This window comes from Lysinibacillus fusiformis (genome assembly GCF_002845985.1).
GTDB classification, from domain to species: domain Bacteria; phylum Bacillota; class Bacilli; order Bacillales_A; family Planococcaceae; genus Lysinibacillus; species Lysinibacillus fusiformis_D.
Window position 1 is genome coordinate 26,575 of record NZ_PDFK01000002.1, and the last position, 16,650, is coordinate 43,224.

At 36.4% G+C, this 16,650-nt stretch carries 17 protein-coding genes, 1 riboswitch and 1 other annotated feature; of the genes, 3 read left to right on the top strand and 14 right to left on the bottom strand.

Annotated features, from left to right (window positions below):
* Positions 1-506 precede the first annotated feature (506 nt).
* The 11 genes from CRI88_RS06165 to comGA form a co-directional block, all read right to left on the bottom strand.
* Entirely contained in the window at positions 507-1,415 is a 909-nt protein-coding gene (locus CRI88_RS06165) for a serine/threonine protein kinase (protein WP_058844135.1), read from the bottom strand.
* 136 nt (positions 1,416-1,551) lie between these two features.
* Positions 1,552-3,015, bottom strand: a complete 1,464-nt coding sequence (gene gcvPB / locus CRI88_RS06170) for an aminomethyl-transferring glycine dehydrogenase subunit GcvPB (protein WP_036120199.1) — start codon at positions 3,013-3,015, stop codon at positions 1,552-1,554.
* Complete coding sequence (gene gcvPA, locus CRI88_RS06175; protein ID WP_036120201.1) at positions 3,008-4,354, bottom strand: aminomethyl-transferring glycine dehydrogenase subunit GcvPA; 1,347 nt, start codon at positions 4,352-4,354, stop codon at positions 3,008-3,010. Before gcvPA ends, gcvPB begins: the two co-directional genes overlap by 8 nt.
* Before the next feature lie 25 nt (positions 4,355-4,379).
* The gene (gene gcvT / locus CRI88_RS06180; protein WP_036120204.1) at positions 4,380-5,483 is read right to left on the bottom strand and encodes a glycine cleavage system aminomethyltransferase GcvT; all 1,104 of its coding nucleotides are present in this window, start codon (positions 5,481-5,483) and stop codon (positions 4,380-4,382) included.
* Between the two features lie 261 nt (positions 5,484-5,744).
* Positions 5,745-5,837: riboswitch (glycine riboswitch) on the bottom strand.
* Positions 5,838-5,981: 144 nt separating this feature from the next.
* Entirely contained in the window at positions 5,982-6,497 is a 516-nt protein-coding gene (locus tag CRI88_RS06185; RefSeq protein WP_036120210.1) for a shikimate kinase, read from the bottom strand.
* A gap of 198 nt (positions 6,498-6,695) precedes the next feature.
* Positions 6,696-7,121, bottom strand: coding sequence for a competence type IV pilus minor pilin ComGF (comGF, locus tag CRI88_RS06195; RefSeq protein ID WP_058844133.1), 426 nt, complete (start codon positions 7,119-7,121; stop codon positions 6,696-6,698).
* Entirely contained in the window at positions 7,114-7,431 is a 318-nt protein-coding gene (locus CRI88_RS06200) for a type II secretion system protein (protein WP_036120217.1), read from the bottom strand. Before CRI88_RS06200 ends, comGF begins: the two co-directional genes overlap by 8 nt.
* Positions 7,424-7,891 carry a competence type IV pilus minor pilin ComGD gene (comGD, locus tag CRI88_RS06205; RefSeq protein WP_051891606.1) on the bottom strand — a complete coding sequence of 156 codons (468 nt, stop codon included), beginning with the start codon at positions 7,889-7,891 and terminating at the stop codon, positions 7,424-7,426. Before comGD ends, CRI88_RS06200 begins: the two co-directional genes overlap by 8 nt.
* Positions 7,860-8,198, bottom strand: coding sequence for a competence type IV pilus major pilin ComGC (gene comGC / locus CRI88_RS06210; RefSeq protein ID WP_036120220.1), 339 nt, complete (start codon positions 8,196-8,198; stop codon positions 7,860-7,862). The genes comGD and comGC overlap by 32 nt, the downstream gene beginning before the upstream one ends.
* A 10-nt stretch (positions 8,199-8,208) precedes the next feature.
* A complete protein-coding gene (comGB, locus tag CRI88_RS06215; protein ID WP_036120223.1) occupies positions 8,209-9,279 on the bottom strand; it encodes a competence type IV pilus assembly protein ComGB in 1,071 nt (356 codons plus the stop codon).
* Positions 9,254-10,273, bottom strand: coding sequence for a competence type IV pilus ATPase ComGA (gene comGA / locus CRI88_RS06220; protein WP_036120226.1), 1,020 nt, complete (start codon positions 10,271-10,273; stop codon positions 9,254-9,256). The genes comGB and comGA overlap by 26 nt, the downstream gene beginning before the upstream one ends.
* A gap of 328 nt (positions 10,274-10,601) precedes the next feature.
* On the opposite strand from comGA, the gene CRI88_RS06225 reads away from it, so the two are divergent.
* Positions 10,602-11,312 carry a helix-turn-helix transcriptional regulator gene (locus CRI88_RS06225; protein WP_036120229.1) on the top strand — a complete coding sequence of 237 codons (711 nt, stop codon included), beginning with the start codon at positions 10,602-10,604 and terminating at the stop codon, positions 11,310-11,312.
* A gap of 118 nt (positions 11,313-11,430) precedes the next feature.
* Positions 11,431-11,673: a DUF2626 family protein gene (locus tag CRI88_RS06230; RefSeq protein WP_004231035.1), complete on the top strand. Its 243-nt coding sequence runs from the start codon at positions 11,431-11,433 to the stop codon at positions 11,671-11,673.
* Positions 11,674-11,740: 67 nt separating this feature from the next.
* Here the strand turns inward: CRI88_RS06230 and CRI88_RS06235 are convergent, their stop codons facing one another.
* Positions 11,741-12,385, bottom strand: a complete 645-nt coding sequence (locus CRI88_RS06235; protein WP_058844132.1) for an MBL fold metallo-hydrolase — start codon at positions 12,383-12,385, stop codon at positions 11,741-11,743.
* A 169-nt stretch (positions 12,386-12,554) separates the two neighbouring features.
* Here CRI88_RS06235 and CRI88_RS06240 point away from each other — a divergent pair, with 169 nt between their 5' ends.
* Entirely contained in the window at positions 12,555-12,734 is a 180-nt protein-coding gene (locus CRI88_RS06240) for a DUF2759 domain-containing protein (protein ID WP_036120238.1), read from the top strand.
* Positions 12,735-12,787: 53 nt separating this feature from the next.
* Here the strand turns inward: CRI88_RS06240 and tyrS are convergent, their stop codons facing one another.
* Together tyrS and CRI88_RS06250 are read right to left on the bottom strand one after the other, a co-directional pair.
* The gene (gene tyrS, locus CRI88_RS06245) at positions 12,788-14,002 is read right to left on the bottom strand and encodes a tyrosine--tRNA ligase (protein ID WP_058844131.1); all 1,215 of its coding nucleotides are present in this window, start codon (positions 14,000-14,002) and stop codon (positions 12,788-12,790) included.
* Between the two features lie 145 nt (positions 14,003-14,147).
* Positions 14,148-14,388 (bottom strand) — a binding site (T-box leader).
* A gap of 125 nt (positions 14,389-14,513) precedes the next feature.
* Positions 14,514-16,409: an LTA synthase family protein gene (locus tag CRI88_RS06250; RefSeq protein WP_058844154.1), complete on the bottom strand. Its 1,896-nt coding sequence runs from the start codon at positions 16,407-16,409 to the stop codon at positions 14,514-14,516.
* Positions 16,410-16,650 lie beyond the last annotated feature (241 nt).

Here is a 16,650-nt window from a genome sequence, read left to right on the forward strand (position 1 = left end):
TTTCGAGTAAGCATAAACATTAGTGCGTAAAAAATACAGAATTAGAATTGTATAACTACTTGAATCGAGCATCTTAAAAGAACATTTAGACACTTAAATTAAGTCGATATATACATTTAAGATAAAATTTTACAATAAAAACAATAATGTACTGAACTATGTACGAGAAGCTCTAATTCAACTTTATGCATTTTTTATACAAAACTCACTAATGGTTTTATGTATCACAAAAGTAACTATACAATACCTAAAATCAATGTCAATATTTTCTATAGAATATATTGTAAGCAAAAACATTTTAAGGACAGTTTATTAAAAATATTACATGGTAATAATTATGATATTTTTTAGGGAAATAGTGGATAAATCCTATTTTTTTATAAAAAAAACAACTAAAGGTCCGATTGCTATTAGGCCCTAAGTTGTTCTTTTGAATATCATACTTTTAAGACTAAAATGAGTAAAAAGTATTAAAAATATAGTAATTTTGGTCTTTTAGAATTAATTTATTTAAAATAGTTCTTTATACATTTGAATTTTCTTTCCAAAATAATCATGTATTTAATAAAAGAAAGGGAAGAACATCTTTTTTTATGCTGCACTTGCAAGCCCCATAAAATAGTCAATGCCATAGGAATGCTCACTTTTCTATTATATTTTCTCACATTTGCAAGTTTATCCTCGATTACTCTTTGTGAAACATCTAGTGGGACTTCGTTTGTTAATGCGAAGTATAAAGTTGCCATCAAACTATAAATATCTGTATAAATGCCTTGCTCTCCTTTAACGGAATACTGCTCAATAGGTGAGTATCCCGGTGTAGTAAATATTGGATATTTTTCCACCGTTTTATAATAAATTGCTGAACCGAAATCTAATAAGCAAGGTTTCCCTTGCGTATCAATTATAATATTATTCGGCTTTATATCCCGATGAATAATGCCTTTACTATGTAAATACGAGATGGCATCAATTAAGGGAAGGAATACTTCTTCATATAGATGATGCCTTTCATGAATAGCATATTTATGTATATATTGGTCCAGTAATATCCCTTCATAATAATCTGTAATCATATATATAGAACCGTTTTCAGTAAAATGATGTCTATACTTAACAATATTTTGATGGTTCAATTGTTGGATCATCAATGCTTCACTTAGAAATCTTTCCTTTAATTCCTGAAATTTTTCCTTTGTTGAGGGTACACGATTGATTACTGATTTGTTATCCAAATCTCGTAACGCTATTTCCATTGGGAAAAATTCCTTAATGATTAGTTGCTCTCCAGTATTTATATGTTCAGACATATACACAAAGGATAATTTACTAGTGGCAAGAACTTGCGTTATTTTATATGTATTATGTAATAGACTGTTTATTGGTAAGCTCAATTCAAATATTGCTGCCTGCATTTTAATCTCCCTTCAAAAATCAAATATACAAATTAATGTAATTATATCAATTACTATATTTTTATGTATAGTTTGTACTAGCCTAAAGTGCGTAAACAAAAAACCGTTCAATATGAAGTGAACGGTTTTTTGTGGATTATGCTTTTTGATAGCGCAGCACTGGTGTACGAGCAGCGCGTGTTTCATCAAGACGAGATACGACAGTTGTATGTGGTGCTTCTTGCACGATAGATGGATTTTCTTCTGCTTCTTTCGCAATTTGAATCATCACATCACAGAATGCATCTAATGTTTCTTTTGATTCTGTTTCTGTTGGCTCGATCATTAATGCCTCTTCCACGTTTAATGGGAAGTAGGTTGTTGGTGGATGGTAGCCAAAGTCTAACAGACGTTTTGCAATATCTAATGTGCGAACGCCCAATTTCTTTTGACGACGACCTGATAAGACAAATTCATGTTTGCAGTGACGGTTATATGGTAAATCAAAGAACGGCTCTAAACGACGCATCATATAGTTTGCGTTTAATACAGCGTATTCTGTAACAGCTTTTAAGCCATCTGGACCCATTGTACGAATGTACGTATAAGCACGAACATTGATACCAAAGTTACCAAAGTAAGGTTTTACACGTCCAATTGATTGTGGACGATCGTAGTCGAAGTGGTATGTGCCTTCTTCTGTTCTCACTAGTACTGGTTTTGGTAGGAATGGAATTAAATCTGCTTTTACGCCTACTGGACCAGAACCTGGACCACCGCCACCATGTGGGCCTGTAAATGTTTTATGCAAGTTTAAATGCACGCAGTCAAAGCCCATATCGCCAGGACGTGCTTTACTCATAACGGCATTTAAGTTCGCGCCATCATAGTAAACTTTCCCGCCTACAGAGTGAATAAGCTCCGCCATTTCAATAATGTTTTCTTCAAATAGACCGAGTGTATTCGGGTTTGTTAGCATTAATGCAGCTGTATCAGCACCAACGACTTTACGAAGGTCTTCGATATCAACTAAGCCATTTTCATCGGATTTCACAGTGATTGTTTCAAAGCCTGCTACTGTTGCTGAGGCTGGATTTGTACCGTGAGCTGAGTCAGGAACAATAACTTTGTTACGGTGACCTTCACCATTTGCCTCATGGAATGCGCGAATCATCATTAATGCTGTCCATTCACCATGGGCACCTGCTGCTGGTTGTAATGTTACTTCATCCATTCCTGTAATTTCTACTAAAGAAGTTTGTAAATCATAGAGAAGCTCCATCGCACCTTGTACTGTCGATTCATCCTGTAATGGGTGAACATTCGCGAAGCCTGAAAGACGTGCAACTGCTTCATTAATTTTTGGATTATATTTCATCGTACAAGAGCCGAGTGGATAGAAGCCAGAGTCTACCCCATGGTTTCTACGAGAAAGTGCTGTGTAATGACGCATAATATCAAGCTCAGACACTTCAGGTAACTCTGCAGCTTCCGTACGAACTAAGCTTGCAGGCAGTAAATCTGCTAGGTCTACTTCAGGTACATCAAGTGCTTCTAAGCTATAGCCAACGCGACCTTCTTTTGAAATTTCAAAAATGAGTGATTGATTTTCGTTATGCATTAAGAGCCCCCATTTCTGCAACAAGTGCATCAATTTCTTCTTTTGTGCGTAATTCAGTTACTGCAATAAGCACATGATTTTTCAGAGAGTCATAATTTTGCCCTAGAGGATATCCACCGATTATACCCTTTTCGATTAAGCCTTTATTGATTTCCTTCACACATTTATTCGTTTTCACAACGATCTCGTTAAAGTGCGCACCTTGGAATGCTACTGTAAAGCCAGCTGCTTCAAAGGCATTTTTTGCATAACGTGTTTTGGCAATATTTTGCGTAGCCATTTCACGAATACCTTGTTTACCTAAAGCTGTCATCGCTACAGATGCAGCAAGTGCTAAAAGTGCTTGGTTCGAACAAATATTAGATGTTGCTTTATCACGACGGATATGTTGTTCACGTGCTTGTAATGTTAATACATAACCACGGCGCCCTTCACCATCCACTGTTTCACCAACAAGACGACCTGGCACTTTACGCATTAATTTCGTTGTCACTGCAAAGAAACCACAGTGTGGCCCACCAAATGCTTCAGAGATACCGAATACTTGCGCATCCCCTACACAAATATCAGCACCTAGCTTACCAGGAGGCGTTAAAATGCCTAATGAAAGTGGGTTAGAAGAAACAACAAATAAGCTTTTCGCTTCATGTGCAATATCACTAATAACTTGAATATCCTCCACTTGACCGAAGAAGTTTGGATATTGAGCAATAACAGCTGCTGTGTTGTCATCGATTAACTCTTTTAATGCTTCGACATCTGTCACACCATCTTTTTGTGGGATTGTCACGATTTCAATGGATTGACCATAGGCATATGTAGCAACAACATCGCGATATTCTGGGTGCACTGCTTCAGACACTAATATTTTCTTACGACGCGTATGACCTGCTGCTAGCATACCTGCTTCTGCTAATGCTGTACCACCGTCATACATAGAAGAGTTTGCAAGATCCATGCCAGTTAGCTCGGCAATCATCGTTTGGAATTCAAAGATTGCTTGTAGCTCACCTTGTGAAATCTCTGGTTGATAAGGTGTGTACGCTGTATAGAACTCTGAACGAGAAATGACATGGTCCACGATTACTGGTTTATAGTGATTGTAAACACCTGCACCTAAAAACGATACATTAGCATTTGTGTCCTTATTTTTTGCAGAGAGTGCTGTTAATTCTTTTAATAAAGCAGATTCTGATTTTGCTTCCTTAATATCATAAAGGCCTTTAAAACGGACTTTCTCAGGAATATCCCCGAATAATTCATCAACTGAGGATACACCGATTACGTCTAACATTTCTTTTTGATCTTGCTCCGTCATTGGTAAATAACGATGTTTCATAAATGTAGGTCCCTCTTTTCAACTATTATTTTGAACGCTTGTAAAACGGTGTTTCTACTGTTACTACCTTTAAGTGTTTCCCACGAATTTCGATTTCTAGCTCAGTTCCGATTGTTGTGAATTGACTGTCAATTAAAGCGTGACCAACATTACGTTTAGATGAAGGAAGCTGTGTACCCGTTGTCACTTCACCGATTTCCTTACCGTCCTTGAACACTTTGTAGCCATGACGTGGAATGCCTTTATCAATCATTTCAATGCCTACCAATTTGCGTGTAAGACCATTTTCCTTCTGCGCTACTAATGCTTCATGACCAATGAAGTCTTCTTTATTTAATTTCACAGCAAAGCCAATCCCAGCCTCAAGTGGAGAAATTGTTGCCGATAGCTCTTGACCGTATAATGGTAGCCCTGCTTCAAAACGTAGTGTATCGCGGCATCCTAAACCTGCCGGTACTACGCCTTTATCATGACCAGCATCTAAAATTTTACCCCATAGTGCTTTAATATCTTCTGGAGCACCGTAAAGTTCAAAGCCATCTTCTCCTGTATAGCCACTACGAGAAACTAATACTTGATGACCCGCAACTTCAACGCCCTCTTGGAAGCGGAAAAATTTAATGGCACGAACATCAGTCGAAGTAAGGGATTGAAGAACTTCCTCTGCTAATGGTCCTTGAAGAGCAATTTGTGCATAAGCATCGGACTGGTTATCAATCGTCACATCATATTGATGTTGATTTTCCATCATCCAATCATAGTCTTTTTCAATATTGGCTGCATTGACACATAATAAATAGTGATTATCAGCTAATTTATACGTTAATAAATCGTCAACAACGCCTCCATCTTCATAACACATGGCTGTGTATTGCGCTTGGCCATTAACAATTTTAGATACATCATTTGATAAAAGATTTTGTAAAAAACCTAATGCATCGGGACCTGTTACTAAAATTTCTCCCATATGTGATACATCAAATAAGCCTGCACGATGACGCACTGCATCATGTTCTTCTTTAATGGAAGTAAATTGAACAGGTAGTTCCCAGCCACCGAAGTCTACTGTTTTTGCACCGTATTTCGCGTATTCTTCAAATAGAGGTGTACGTTTTAATTCATTCGTCATTCTTTTTTGCCCCCTTATTGTTCGTTACATTTTTACTGGTAGTAGTTCGTCTGCTTTTGTATTAATACAGTCAGTGCGTATCGTTTCCAATCTTTAAAGCACCTGTGGACATAAAAAAAGACAGACGAACCCCTTTTCGGGATTCTCTGTCCTTGCACCTGAAAGTTACACCAGACTGGCTCGCAAGCTTTCACACTGCCAATCAGCCGGCTTTCCCCTTTGGTGGCTGTTATTGTTATACTACAGCTCTCTCCAGAGTTGCGTCTTGTACGAGTCCTTTTACCTGAGAGATTCATAGCCATTTACTACTTGCTCCTTCGGTGGCGTCTACACGCGCTCTCCCCGCACAATCATCCGCCCAAGATAGTTCTTGGTACTATTTAGTAGTCAATGAACATTTAGTTACTTATTTGTCTATATCCTAACATTAAATGCATTGAAAAGGCAATCATTTTTTAAAAGATAATAAAACACGAACATAATTTATCAATAACACAATCATCGTTCGTTTTTTAATCTTTTCACTTGAAATACTAAATACTCTAGAATATGACGGATAGTTCTACCTTCTGTCAATACTTGGATATGTCCTACCTCACGGTAAAACTTCCTTCTGTAATGATACAGGCTTTCTAGCTCTTCCTTTGTAGAGCTCTGTACAATGGGTCTGTTTGGATCATGCTGTATTCGTTTATAAATATCTTCAAAAGACGCATCTAAAAAAAACACTAATCCACTACGTCTCATAATTTTTCGATTCTCAGCATTAATGGCAACGCCACCACCTGTAGAAATAATACAAGCCTCATCTCTGAAATTTTTCAAAAATTCTGTTTCTATTTCTCGAAAATGGGCCTCTCCGTATTTTTCAAAAATCTGTGGAATTGTCATTCCCTGCTGGCGCACAATCTCACGATCCATATCATAATATGGCATCTTTAATAAATAACTTAAACGTCTTCCTAACGCACTTTTCCCACTGCCCATAAAGCCAACTAAATATATTTTTCGCAATTCGGATCACCTTCTTATAACTACGATTCTACACTGTCTGACAAAATTTGTCCTAATAAATTTATCGTAGTTTGAACATTTAATTTTTCTAGCCCATCATATGTTCGAAACTGCATTTCATAAGACATACAATACGCAAGAACAAAAGTAGTTACAAAAAATAATAATGCAATTGCGATCAAAAAAATAGCCCCTCTGTCATTTTTCAATAATTGGCACATAGAAGCTTCGCTCCTTTTGAATACCGCTAGTCATTTCAACAGCTACCGTCAGCATGTTTTCTGTATAATTAAATTGGCATTTATTAATTCCGATTAGCATGGGAACATGTCCACCATTTATTTGCTCACGAATAATATTAGGATAGCAATCAATATGATGGATTGTATTTGCAGTTTGAAAGCTCACTCTTTTTCGATCTTCCCGAATAGCAAACGCAGAGACATTCTGTAGAGAATGATTTACATCATAAACAAATAGCTCCCACTTTGTTTGTTCATCTGTTAGCATGGTTGATTTCATTTCAGCAAACCACAGCATAATAAGAACAACAAGTTGAGATACAAGCACAAAAACAACCAATTGAAATATGGCTTCTATTAATGTATAGCCTTTGTCATTCACGGACTTCACCTGTATCTTGTATACATTTTTGGCGCAGTTCACGCATGTTTTGAAAACGGACACAAATTTGTTGTCCATCAAATTCCCAATGATACTCTACTTGTTCAATGGTCCTAGAGCCTTCTGTTTGCTGTACTGCCTGATATTGCTTTAAACCTTCATAGGCAGTTTCAGCTGCGATGAGTTCTAGTTTTTTATTTGTAAGATTCGTCTTCATCGTATAGGTAAGCGGTATTAACGACATACACAATATTGTTAAAATCCCCATAGCTAAAATGGTTTCTACAAAAGAATAGCCTGACTCATTCAACTCTAGCTCTCCCTCGTCCTAATGTAATAACGACCTTTTTCTTTCCTTGAGGGGTTTTAAAGGCAATGGTTCCAGCTGACATAACATTTCCTTTAGTATTATAACTAAGTGTATGAATAGAACTTTCTGCGTTCAAAAACTCCACTCCTTTTGGAAAAGGACGTTCATATAAAATGGTATAAAAATCTTTTTGAATAACATAACGATTACTGGGACTTATTATTTTCATTGCTATATATTGCCGTTCATTCATGCTATAGGTTTGAATATACTGAATATCTAGTTGCATTTGCGTAAAAAATCGTTCCAATTCCTTTGCTTCTGCTATTTTGAATGAAAATTTACTAACAATCGCTGTTAAACTCATAACAAGAAACAAAACAATCAGTATTTCAAGAATTGTAAAACCACCATTTTTATTATGTTCATCAGCTATTTGACCCTGTTTCCAAATCTGCATTGGCTAGTCGTACCTCTCCCTCATTCGTGATGACTATTTCGGCTTTATTTGGGCAAGTCGTTTCATGTTCTTTTAAATAGCCTTTCATCACTAGATCATCTAATGTTGGATAGGTCATAAAATCTACTCGATAGGCCTCGACCTGCCCTTGTACCATAGATATATAAGCCTTACAGCCCTTCTCATCAATGGTAGCAAAATGCTTCGTAACATTTGGAATCGTAATTAAAATAAGGATTGAAATGATTAATAAAACAATTAGCATCTCGATTAAAGTGAACCCTGCTTGTTCGTTGATACGTTTCATCTTTTCCCTCCTAAACTAATTCAATCATGTGATAGATGGGTAATAATAAACTGACATAGGCAGCTACTATACAGACTGCTATGAGGATAAAGAAGGTTGGTTGTACAAATGCTAATACTTTTTGCAGAAGTTGTTCCTGTTTTTCCAGTAATAATTCGCTATACAACACTAATTCTTTTCCTAAATAGCCGCTTTGCTCACCGTGCTCTACAAAAACAGGAAAATCCTTTTGAAAAACAGCTAGTCTCATTACGGCAAGTGTTAGTGACTCTCCAAAAATAACCCTTTCTTTTATGCGCTGCGAAAGAATTTGCAGAAAAGGTTGAAGTTGTTGCTCTTCTAAAAGTTGGAGGCTGGCTTGTAATGAAAATCCACTTTGCAGTAAGCTTCCTAAATAAGCAGCAAACTGTCTTGTTAATATCAGTCGCATATAGCGTTGAATAAAAGGAATCTTGAATAGGATGGTGAGTTGATGTGCAGTAGGCTGTCGATTGAGATAGAGACGAACAATAAATAAACTGCCTGTTGCGATGAAAATGGTGAGGATGACTACATCAGGAACATGTAATAACGTAGTGGACAACGTAATACTTGTTTCTGTTTCTGCGGTTCGGCCGGCTACCAGTCTTTCGATGTTTGGTAAAAAGATGGTACGAAACACCAAAAATAATAACAGCAAAAATACGATCAGCGTGACAGGATAGATCAGCAGCTTTATGAGCTTTTTCTTGGTCATTTCACTTACCTTTATTTGCTTAGCTACACCTTGTAAAGCTTCTATCATATGACCATTATTTTCTGCTACCTTGATGGCCATTAAATAATGCTTGCTCAGCTGTAAAGTTTCAAGTATCCCTGCAACCCCTTCCCCTTGCTTCAGTTTTTCATCAATTTGCTGCTGCATATCTTCATGCGCCTTTATATGATGAGGCAATAGCATTGAAATGGCCTGAGGAAATAAATATCCTTCTTGCATTAACACACATAATCGATTAAAAAATTGTGCCTGCTCCCTTACTCGCCATTTTGTCGCCCTACTATAATAAAGCAAAACATTATGGATATATGTTTGTAGGTGCATAAAAGCTCTCCACTAATTCTTTTTGTCCCATTAATGTTAATTCATAAGGGAGTTCATAGTTGACCTTTTCTTTAATCGCAGAAATGGCTCTTGTTAAATGAACATCCTGTAAAATTTCATATACCGCACGGCGTTCATCTTGTACTGCTGAAGTCTGAACAAGTATTTGTGCCACAATACCGATAATCGTTTGATGAAGCTCCTCTATCGACACATCTAAGTCCATTAAACGATACAGGCAACGAATGGTATCTTTTGCATGAATGGTTGAGACAACTAAGTGTCCTGTTAAGGCAGCTTGGATAGCAATTTTTGCTGTCTCTTTATCTCGAATTTCACCAATCATGATAACATCAGGAGAGTGACGTAAAATGGCTTTTAGTCCCATAGCATATGTAACGCCCGCTCGCTCGTTCACTTGAATTTGAAGTAAATTTGCTTGGCTATTTTCTACAGGATCTTCTAAAGAAATCACATGCCGATTTAATTCTGTGGAACAATAGTGGATTAAGGAATAGAGTGATGTAGATTTGCCAGAGCCTGTTGCGCCTGTAAAAAACAGAAGACCTTGACGATGTTGCACAAGCTCCATTAAATTGTGTGCTGCACTTTTGGAATAGCTTAATGACGTTAGTGGGAATGTATGATTTTGGAGAAGTAAACGGATAATCAGGCTTTCTTTTAAAAAGACGGAAGGCAGTGTGGATACTCGAAAGGCGTATGGATTATGTTCCATTGCTTTTTGAAAGGAGCCGCTTTGAGGTTTTCGTCGTTCACTGATATCTAATGCCGCAAGAAATTTATAGTAGGAAATCATTCTTTCTGCAAGTTCATTTGGGAGCTCACCAGCTTGGAGTAGCTTATCATATTTTCGAAAATAAACCTGATATCTTTTATTACCTGGAACGAGTAATAAATCGGATGCACCAAAATGATAGGCCTTTAGTAAAAGTTGCTCACATTTTTGTTCGACAACTGTTTCAAAATTCTGCATATATGCACCTCACTTCTAGTTCATTCGAATATGACCGCTCTATTCGTTATTTCCTAGTATAAAGATGAAAATGCCACGAGAAAAGCCCTTTTCTGAAAATAAAAATTTGTTGTACATTTTCCTGTCAATCATGTTTTTTGCTATAAAAATGTGGATAAAGTGCAGTTTCCCACTAAAAAAGAAGATAAATGCATGAAAAAATTAATATTTATGCCGAAATGAACTGTACCTTTTTCAATAATACAATATAATAGAATGAACATGATTATTTTCCTAACACTTGGTAGGCGAACATAATTTTTTAAAAAAATTTAAAGAGGTGAAGCGCATGATCCATCCATTGAAAATTACTAGTACATTAGCCGATGAAACAAGGTACTCTATTTATGAGTACATATTGCAAGAGAAAAAAACAGTCACAGTACAACATATTGCTGATCAATTCGGCATCCATCCAAACGTTGCTCGGCTTCATTTAACAAAGCTTTCAGAAATCAATATTATTTCTGCGGACTATGTCAAAACAGGCAAAGGTGGTAGACCTGGACGTGTTTATAAAGCTTCAGAGAAAGGCGTATCTCTAACATTTCCAAGACGCGATGAAGATCGTTTATTAAAATGGACGATCCAATTAATTGAAGACATTGGACCATCTGCCTTAACGAAGTGCCAAGAAATTAGCTACCAAGACGGATACCAGCAAATGAAAAATTATATCAGCGCTGAATTAACATTAAATAATTCTCTATCCTTCGATGAAAAGCTTCAGCTGTTAACGGACAATGCCGCTTTAATTGGCTATATTCCACAAATTCAACAAACCGAACATGGCAAAAAAGTGACCTTCTCCATCTTCAATTGTCCTTTCCAGGAGCAACTTACTTCGCATTCTGATATTGTTTGTTCATTACATGAATCCTATTTAAAAGGTCAATTAGATGCATTGTTTACGAACAATGAATTTGTGCAAATTGAAAGTATGATACATAATTGCGATTTATGTAAATATGAAATAAACGTGACAGAAATCGAAAGCTAGATTAAAAATCCATTTGTTTGTCACAAAGACGGAGAAGTTCCAGTTTACAGACACCTTTCATATCATTTATAATGAGTAAGAGATTATTGTGTCGTGGGCAAAAGGAGGGGAAATCTTCATGGATAATATGTATAAAGTTATGGCATTCTGGACAGGTATTTTTGCCGTTATGTTCTACCTTGGTGGTATGAACGAGGTATCGCTATTATTCTTAGGTAATACAGGTTTATTCTTATTATTAGGCTTCTTAAACCTTTCAGAACGTATGTACATGTACATTTTCGGAGCATATTTAACTGTATTCTTCGCTGGCTTCACGTACTATACAACATTCATTCACGTACCTGGTGGCGGTCATTAATACAAAAAAAATCGCGTATCTCACAACTGCTGAGATACGCTTTTTTATGCGCTTTGGTTATTCCTTTTTAAAATCCATTTAAGAAAGGATTTGTCTCCATTTCTGCGCCTACTGTTGTATAATTTCCGTGTCCAGGATAAATAATAGTATCCTCGGGTAATGTCAACAATTTGTGATGAATGGATGCTAATAATACTTTTGTTGAGCCACCTACTAAATCTGTACGTCCCACACCTTGTTCAAATAACGTATCTCCAACAATGGCAAAACCGTCATTATCAAAAACATAAGAAATACTACCAGGTGAATGTCCAGGCGTAAAAACAGCTTGGAAAGCAAAATTACTGATCTCAAATAGCTGTTCTTCTTTAATAATTGTGTCTTGCGCTGGTGCTGCTACCCTATAATCTGGTAATGCAGCATATTTACTAGAGCCATTCTTCGTTGGATCTCCTAGCCAGCTAACTTCCTTTTCATGAATCCATACAGGAATATCAAACACTTCGCGTACAGCATCTACAGCCCCTATATGATCAAAATGGGCATGTGTTAAAAAGATAGCAAGTGGTTTTAAGCCATTGCTACGAATTGTTTTAATAAGACGCTCTGCTTCCTCACCTGGATCAAATATAATACATTCTTTTTCTTTATTCGATACGATATAGCAATTCGTTTGAACAGGTCCAAGAGAATAACTTCGTACGTTCATCATAGTGATCACCTCAACTTTCTATTATACAGGCTTTGCCACAATTTGACGATAAATGTTCATAGTTTACGCTATTTTAGTTCTCGACAAAAACAAACAGAACGTTTACAATTAAGGAGGAATATTGTTTGCGACATTCATTTTCTGATGTCGAAAGGAGTGTCTATTTTTAATGAACTTATTAATGGTTATTTTTGGTCTAGTAGCGATTTTAGCTGTAGTTGGTACATTCCAAGCAATTAAAGAAAAGAACCTATTAAGCGTTGTTTTCAACTTATTAAGTGCCGCTGTATTTGGATGGTTCGTCATCATGACGATTGTTCACAGTGGGTATCCACCACAATTACACTAAAATTCAGACAAAAAGGAGCAGTCTCCCTAGAGATTGCTCTTTTTTTGTATTTATTATTTATTTAATTTAAGAAATCGTTTCTTACCAATTTGAATGACATCATCATTCATTAGTACAAGTGATAAATCATCCATCACTATTTTTTCTCCATTCAAGGATACTCCATTTTGCTTGATTAACCGCAGAAATTCACTCTTACTATGAATATAATCCATTGCCACTAGTTGTGGGATAATATCCACTATTCTTTCCTTATCAATTTCTAGGAGCAGTATAGGAATATTTTTTGGTATTTCCTTTCTTTGAAATGCAGCTTGGAAATAGGATTTAGCTTCCTCCATTGCTGTAGTCCCATGGTATAATGCCGTTATAATTTCTGCTAACTGTAATTTTACATCACGGGGATTCTCTCCCATTTGCAGTCTATCTTGAATGGTTTGCACTTGTAGTGGATGCTCATCTGTTGCTAGTTCAAAATATTTGATGAGTAAGGCATCTGGTACTTCCATTACCTTTTTAAACATGACCTCTGGCGCTTCACTGACACCAATATAATTGCCAAGGCTCTTACTCATTTTTTCAATGCCATCTAAACCTTCGAGTAATGGCATAAAAATGGCAATTTGTTTTTCTAACCGCCGTTGCTTTTGTAAGGTGCGGCCCATTAAAATATTGAATGTTTGATCTGTTCCCCCTAATTCAATATCGGCCTGTAGCTCTACCGAATCATATGCTTGCATAAGCGGGTAGAAAAATTCGTGGATGCCAATTGGTATTTGCTGACGGTACCGTTTTTGAAAGTCCTCACGTTCTAACAGTCGAGCAACGGATGTCGTGGCTGCCAGCTGAATGACTTCTTCAAATGACAGCTTTGCTAACCATTCACTATTGAAACGAATAGTTGTCTTGTTCATATCTATCACTTTAAAAATTTGCTCACAGTATGTTTTAGCGTTTTGCTTGACCATGTCATCACTTAACGCGACACGGCCTTTTGCTTTACCCGTTGGATCACCAATACGCCCTGTAAAATCACCGATAACAATGACCGCCTGATGCCCTAAATCCTGCATTTGCTTTATTTTCCGTAGAACGACTGCATGCCCTAAATGAATATCCGGCGCGGACGGATCAAGCCCTAACTTAATGATTAAAGGCTTCTGCTCCTTATAGGATCGCTCTAATTTTTCGAGTAATTCCTGCTCATCAACGATTTGATGAGCCCCCTTCTTAATTATCGCTAATTGCTCTTTTGGTGTTAAAAACATATGAAACATCTCCTTGTAATATTAAATATTAATATTGCAAGCTCTATAAGAGTTCACTAATCAACTACGCCTCAGCGTAAGAGGACGGCCAAATCAAGATAAACACTTGGGCTGTAAAGGCATAAAAAAAGCCCTTAGGACTAATCCTAAGGACGTTCATGAACGTGTTACCACCTTTTTTCGAGAGCTATTCACACAGCCCTCCTCAATAAGTACAGCCATAGCGATACTTTTGCAATGATTACGGATGCAACCCCGTCGTAGCCTACTAAAATTTCGGTACGCAGCTCCAAGATGTATTCACTTTAATATCCCTTGCGCCTCTCAGCAACCGGCTACTCTCTGTCAGTTCGATTAAAGCTACTCGTTCTTTTCCATGCCTTTCACTCTTATACTCCGAAATGCAAAAACAAATCTTCGTTATGCAGATATTTAAATTTATTATAATTGCTTATAGTAATTTGTCAATCAAAAAAGAAAAGAGAGACCTCAACTTGAGATCTCTCTTTTGTTATTTGACGGAATCCTGTTTTAAATTACCTGTCTTTTCATCATAGAAACGTAGCAGGTCTCCATTTATGATAGCATCGGAATTTTCCAGCTCCATTGTCGCACGATCAGCATATGACTGGCATGGCTCACCATCTATTTCTTCACCAGTTGCTTTGTCATAGCAAGCTTCTCCAGCATAAACATATTTATCTGTTATAAAGCGTCCATCACGGAAGACAACAAAATCCTCATGCTCTGGAGAGAATAAATCTGCACCCATTTGCATGTCTTTTGACGTTTCAACGCCAAGAAGATGTAAGATTGTTGGACGTAAATCCATTTGCCCTGAAATCTCTTTCATTTCTTTACCATCGTCAGATCCTGGGATATGGATGAATAAAGGCACTTCTTGAAGCAATGCATTGTCCATTGGTGTAATTTGTTCTTTTCCTAAATATTGTGCCATCGCTTTATTATGGTTTTCAGAAATACCATAATGGTCTCCATACATTACGATAATAGAGTTATCATAAACACCTTGATCTTTTAACTCTTGGAAGAAGTCTTTTAAAGCTTCATCCATATAACGTACTGTTTGGAAGTAACGATTTAATGTACCTGAATTTGAATCATATTCAGGAATCATAATATCTTCAGGATCCAAAGTGAATGGATAGTGGTTCGTTAACGTAATTAATCTTGAATAGAATGGCTGTGGCATGTCTTTCATTAAAGCAGCAGATTGCTCTAAGAATGGTGTATCTTTCATACCCCAGTTGACAGCTTGCCCTTCTTCAACCGTATATGAATCTATATCGTAGAATTTATTAATTTTTAACGATTGATACATGATATCACGGTTCCAGAATGATTTATTATTCGGGTGCATGACATTTGTAAAGTAGCCATTTTCTCCAAGGCGTTCAGCCATTGAATTATACGTATTTCCACCATGCGTGAAGAATACAGCGCCACGACCTAATCCAAACAATGAGTTTTCAACAATAAACTCTGAGTCAGATGTTTTTCCTAAGCCTGTTTGGTGATAGAAGTTACTGAAATAATACGTATCTTTATCTTTTGTTAAAGAGTTTAAGAATGGCGTAATTTCATGACCATTCATATCATTATTGATGACAAAGTTTTGTAAAGACTCCATCGACACAACAATTAAGTTGCGACCTTTATATTTCCCAAACATCTCTGGGTTAACGGCAGCCTGATTAGAACGCACATAGTTGTTTACTTCAACTAATTCACTGCCATCCGCTAATGCACGTTGAGCAGATGATTTAGTTTGAATATAAATATCATACAAATGGTAATTGTACGTACCAATATTTTTCACTAATAATTCGCGGTCAAAACTACGTGTTAATAATTGTGGACGCTCTGTTTCAGCTAATCCTAAGTTTAAAAATGAAATTGCGACTGCTAATACAAAAAATGCACGTCGGAATTCAATATTCACTTTAAATGCTTCTTTCATTTTCGGTAAAAATTTATTCGCTAAGATTAAAATAGCGACATCAACGAAATATAATACATCCCATGGCTCAACAATGGCTGCTACTGATGTTCCTAAGTCACTGAAATTACTTGTTTGGAATAATACTGGTAGCGTAATAAAGTCATTGTAGAATCGATAGAACGCTACATTTCCGTATAAAACAATGGATAAAATAACGCTGACCGTAATCAGATAACGATTTCTAGCTTTTGCTGATTTAAAGAATAGTGATAAACCATACGTAAATAGCAAGAAGCTTAATGGATTAATAAACAAAATAAATTGTTGCATTGCATTTTCAATTTTCATCTCAAAGCTTGTGTGGTAAACAATGACCGTTTTGATCCATGTTGCTATAATTGCTAGTATCATAAATGAATGTTTAGGCCACTTTATTGATTTCATTCCTAACATCCTCCCTACTTCCTTACAAAAAAATAATAATTTTTTACATTTTGTTACGGAAACAAAATATATCTTAATCCTTTTTTAACAGATAATCAACACATATCTTTTGGAAATTTTTTTCTCCGCGCTCTTTTTATGCACCAGACATCTATATATACGTTTTGGAATGTAAAAAGTTTCTTAAAAACATAAAAACAGCGGAAATCCACTGTTTTTAAGAATATTACATACTTGTTAC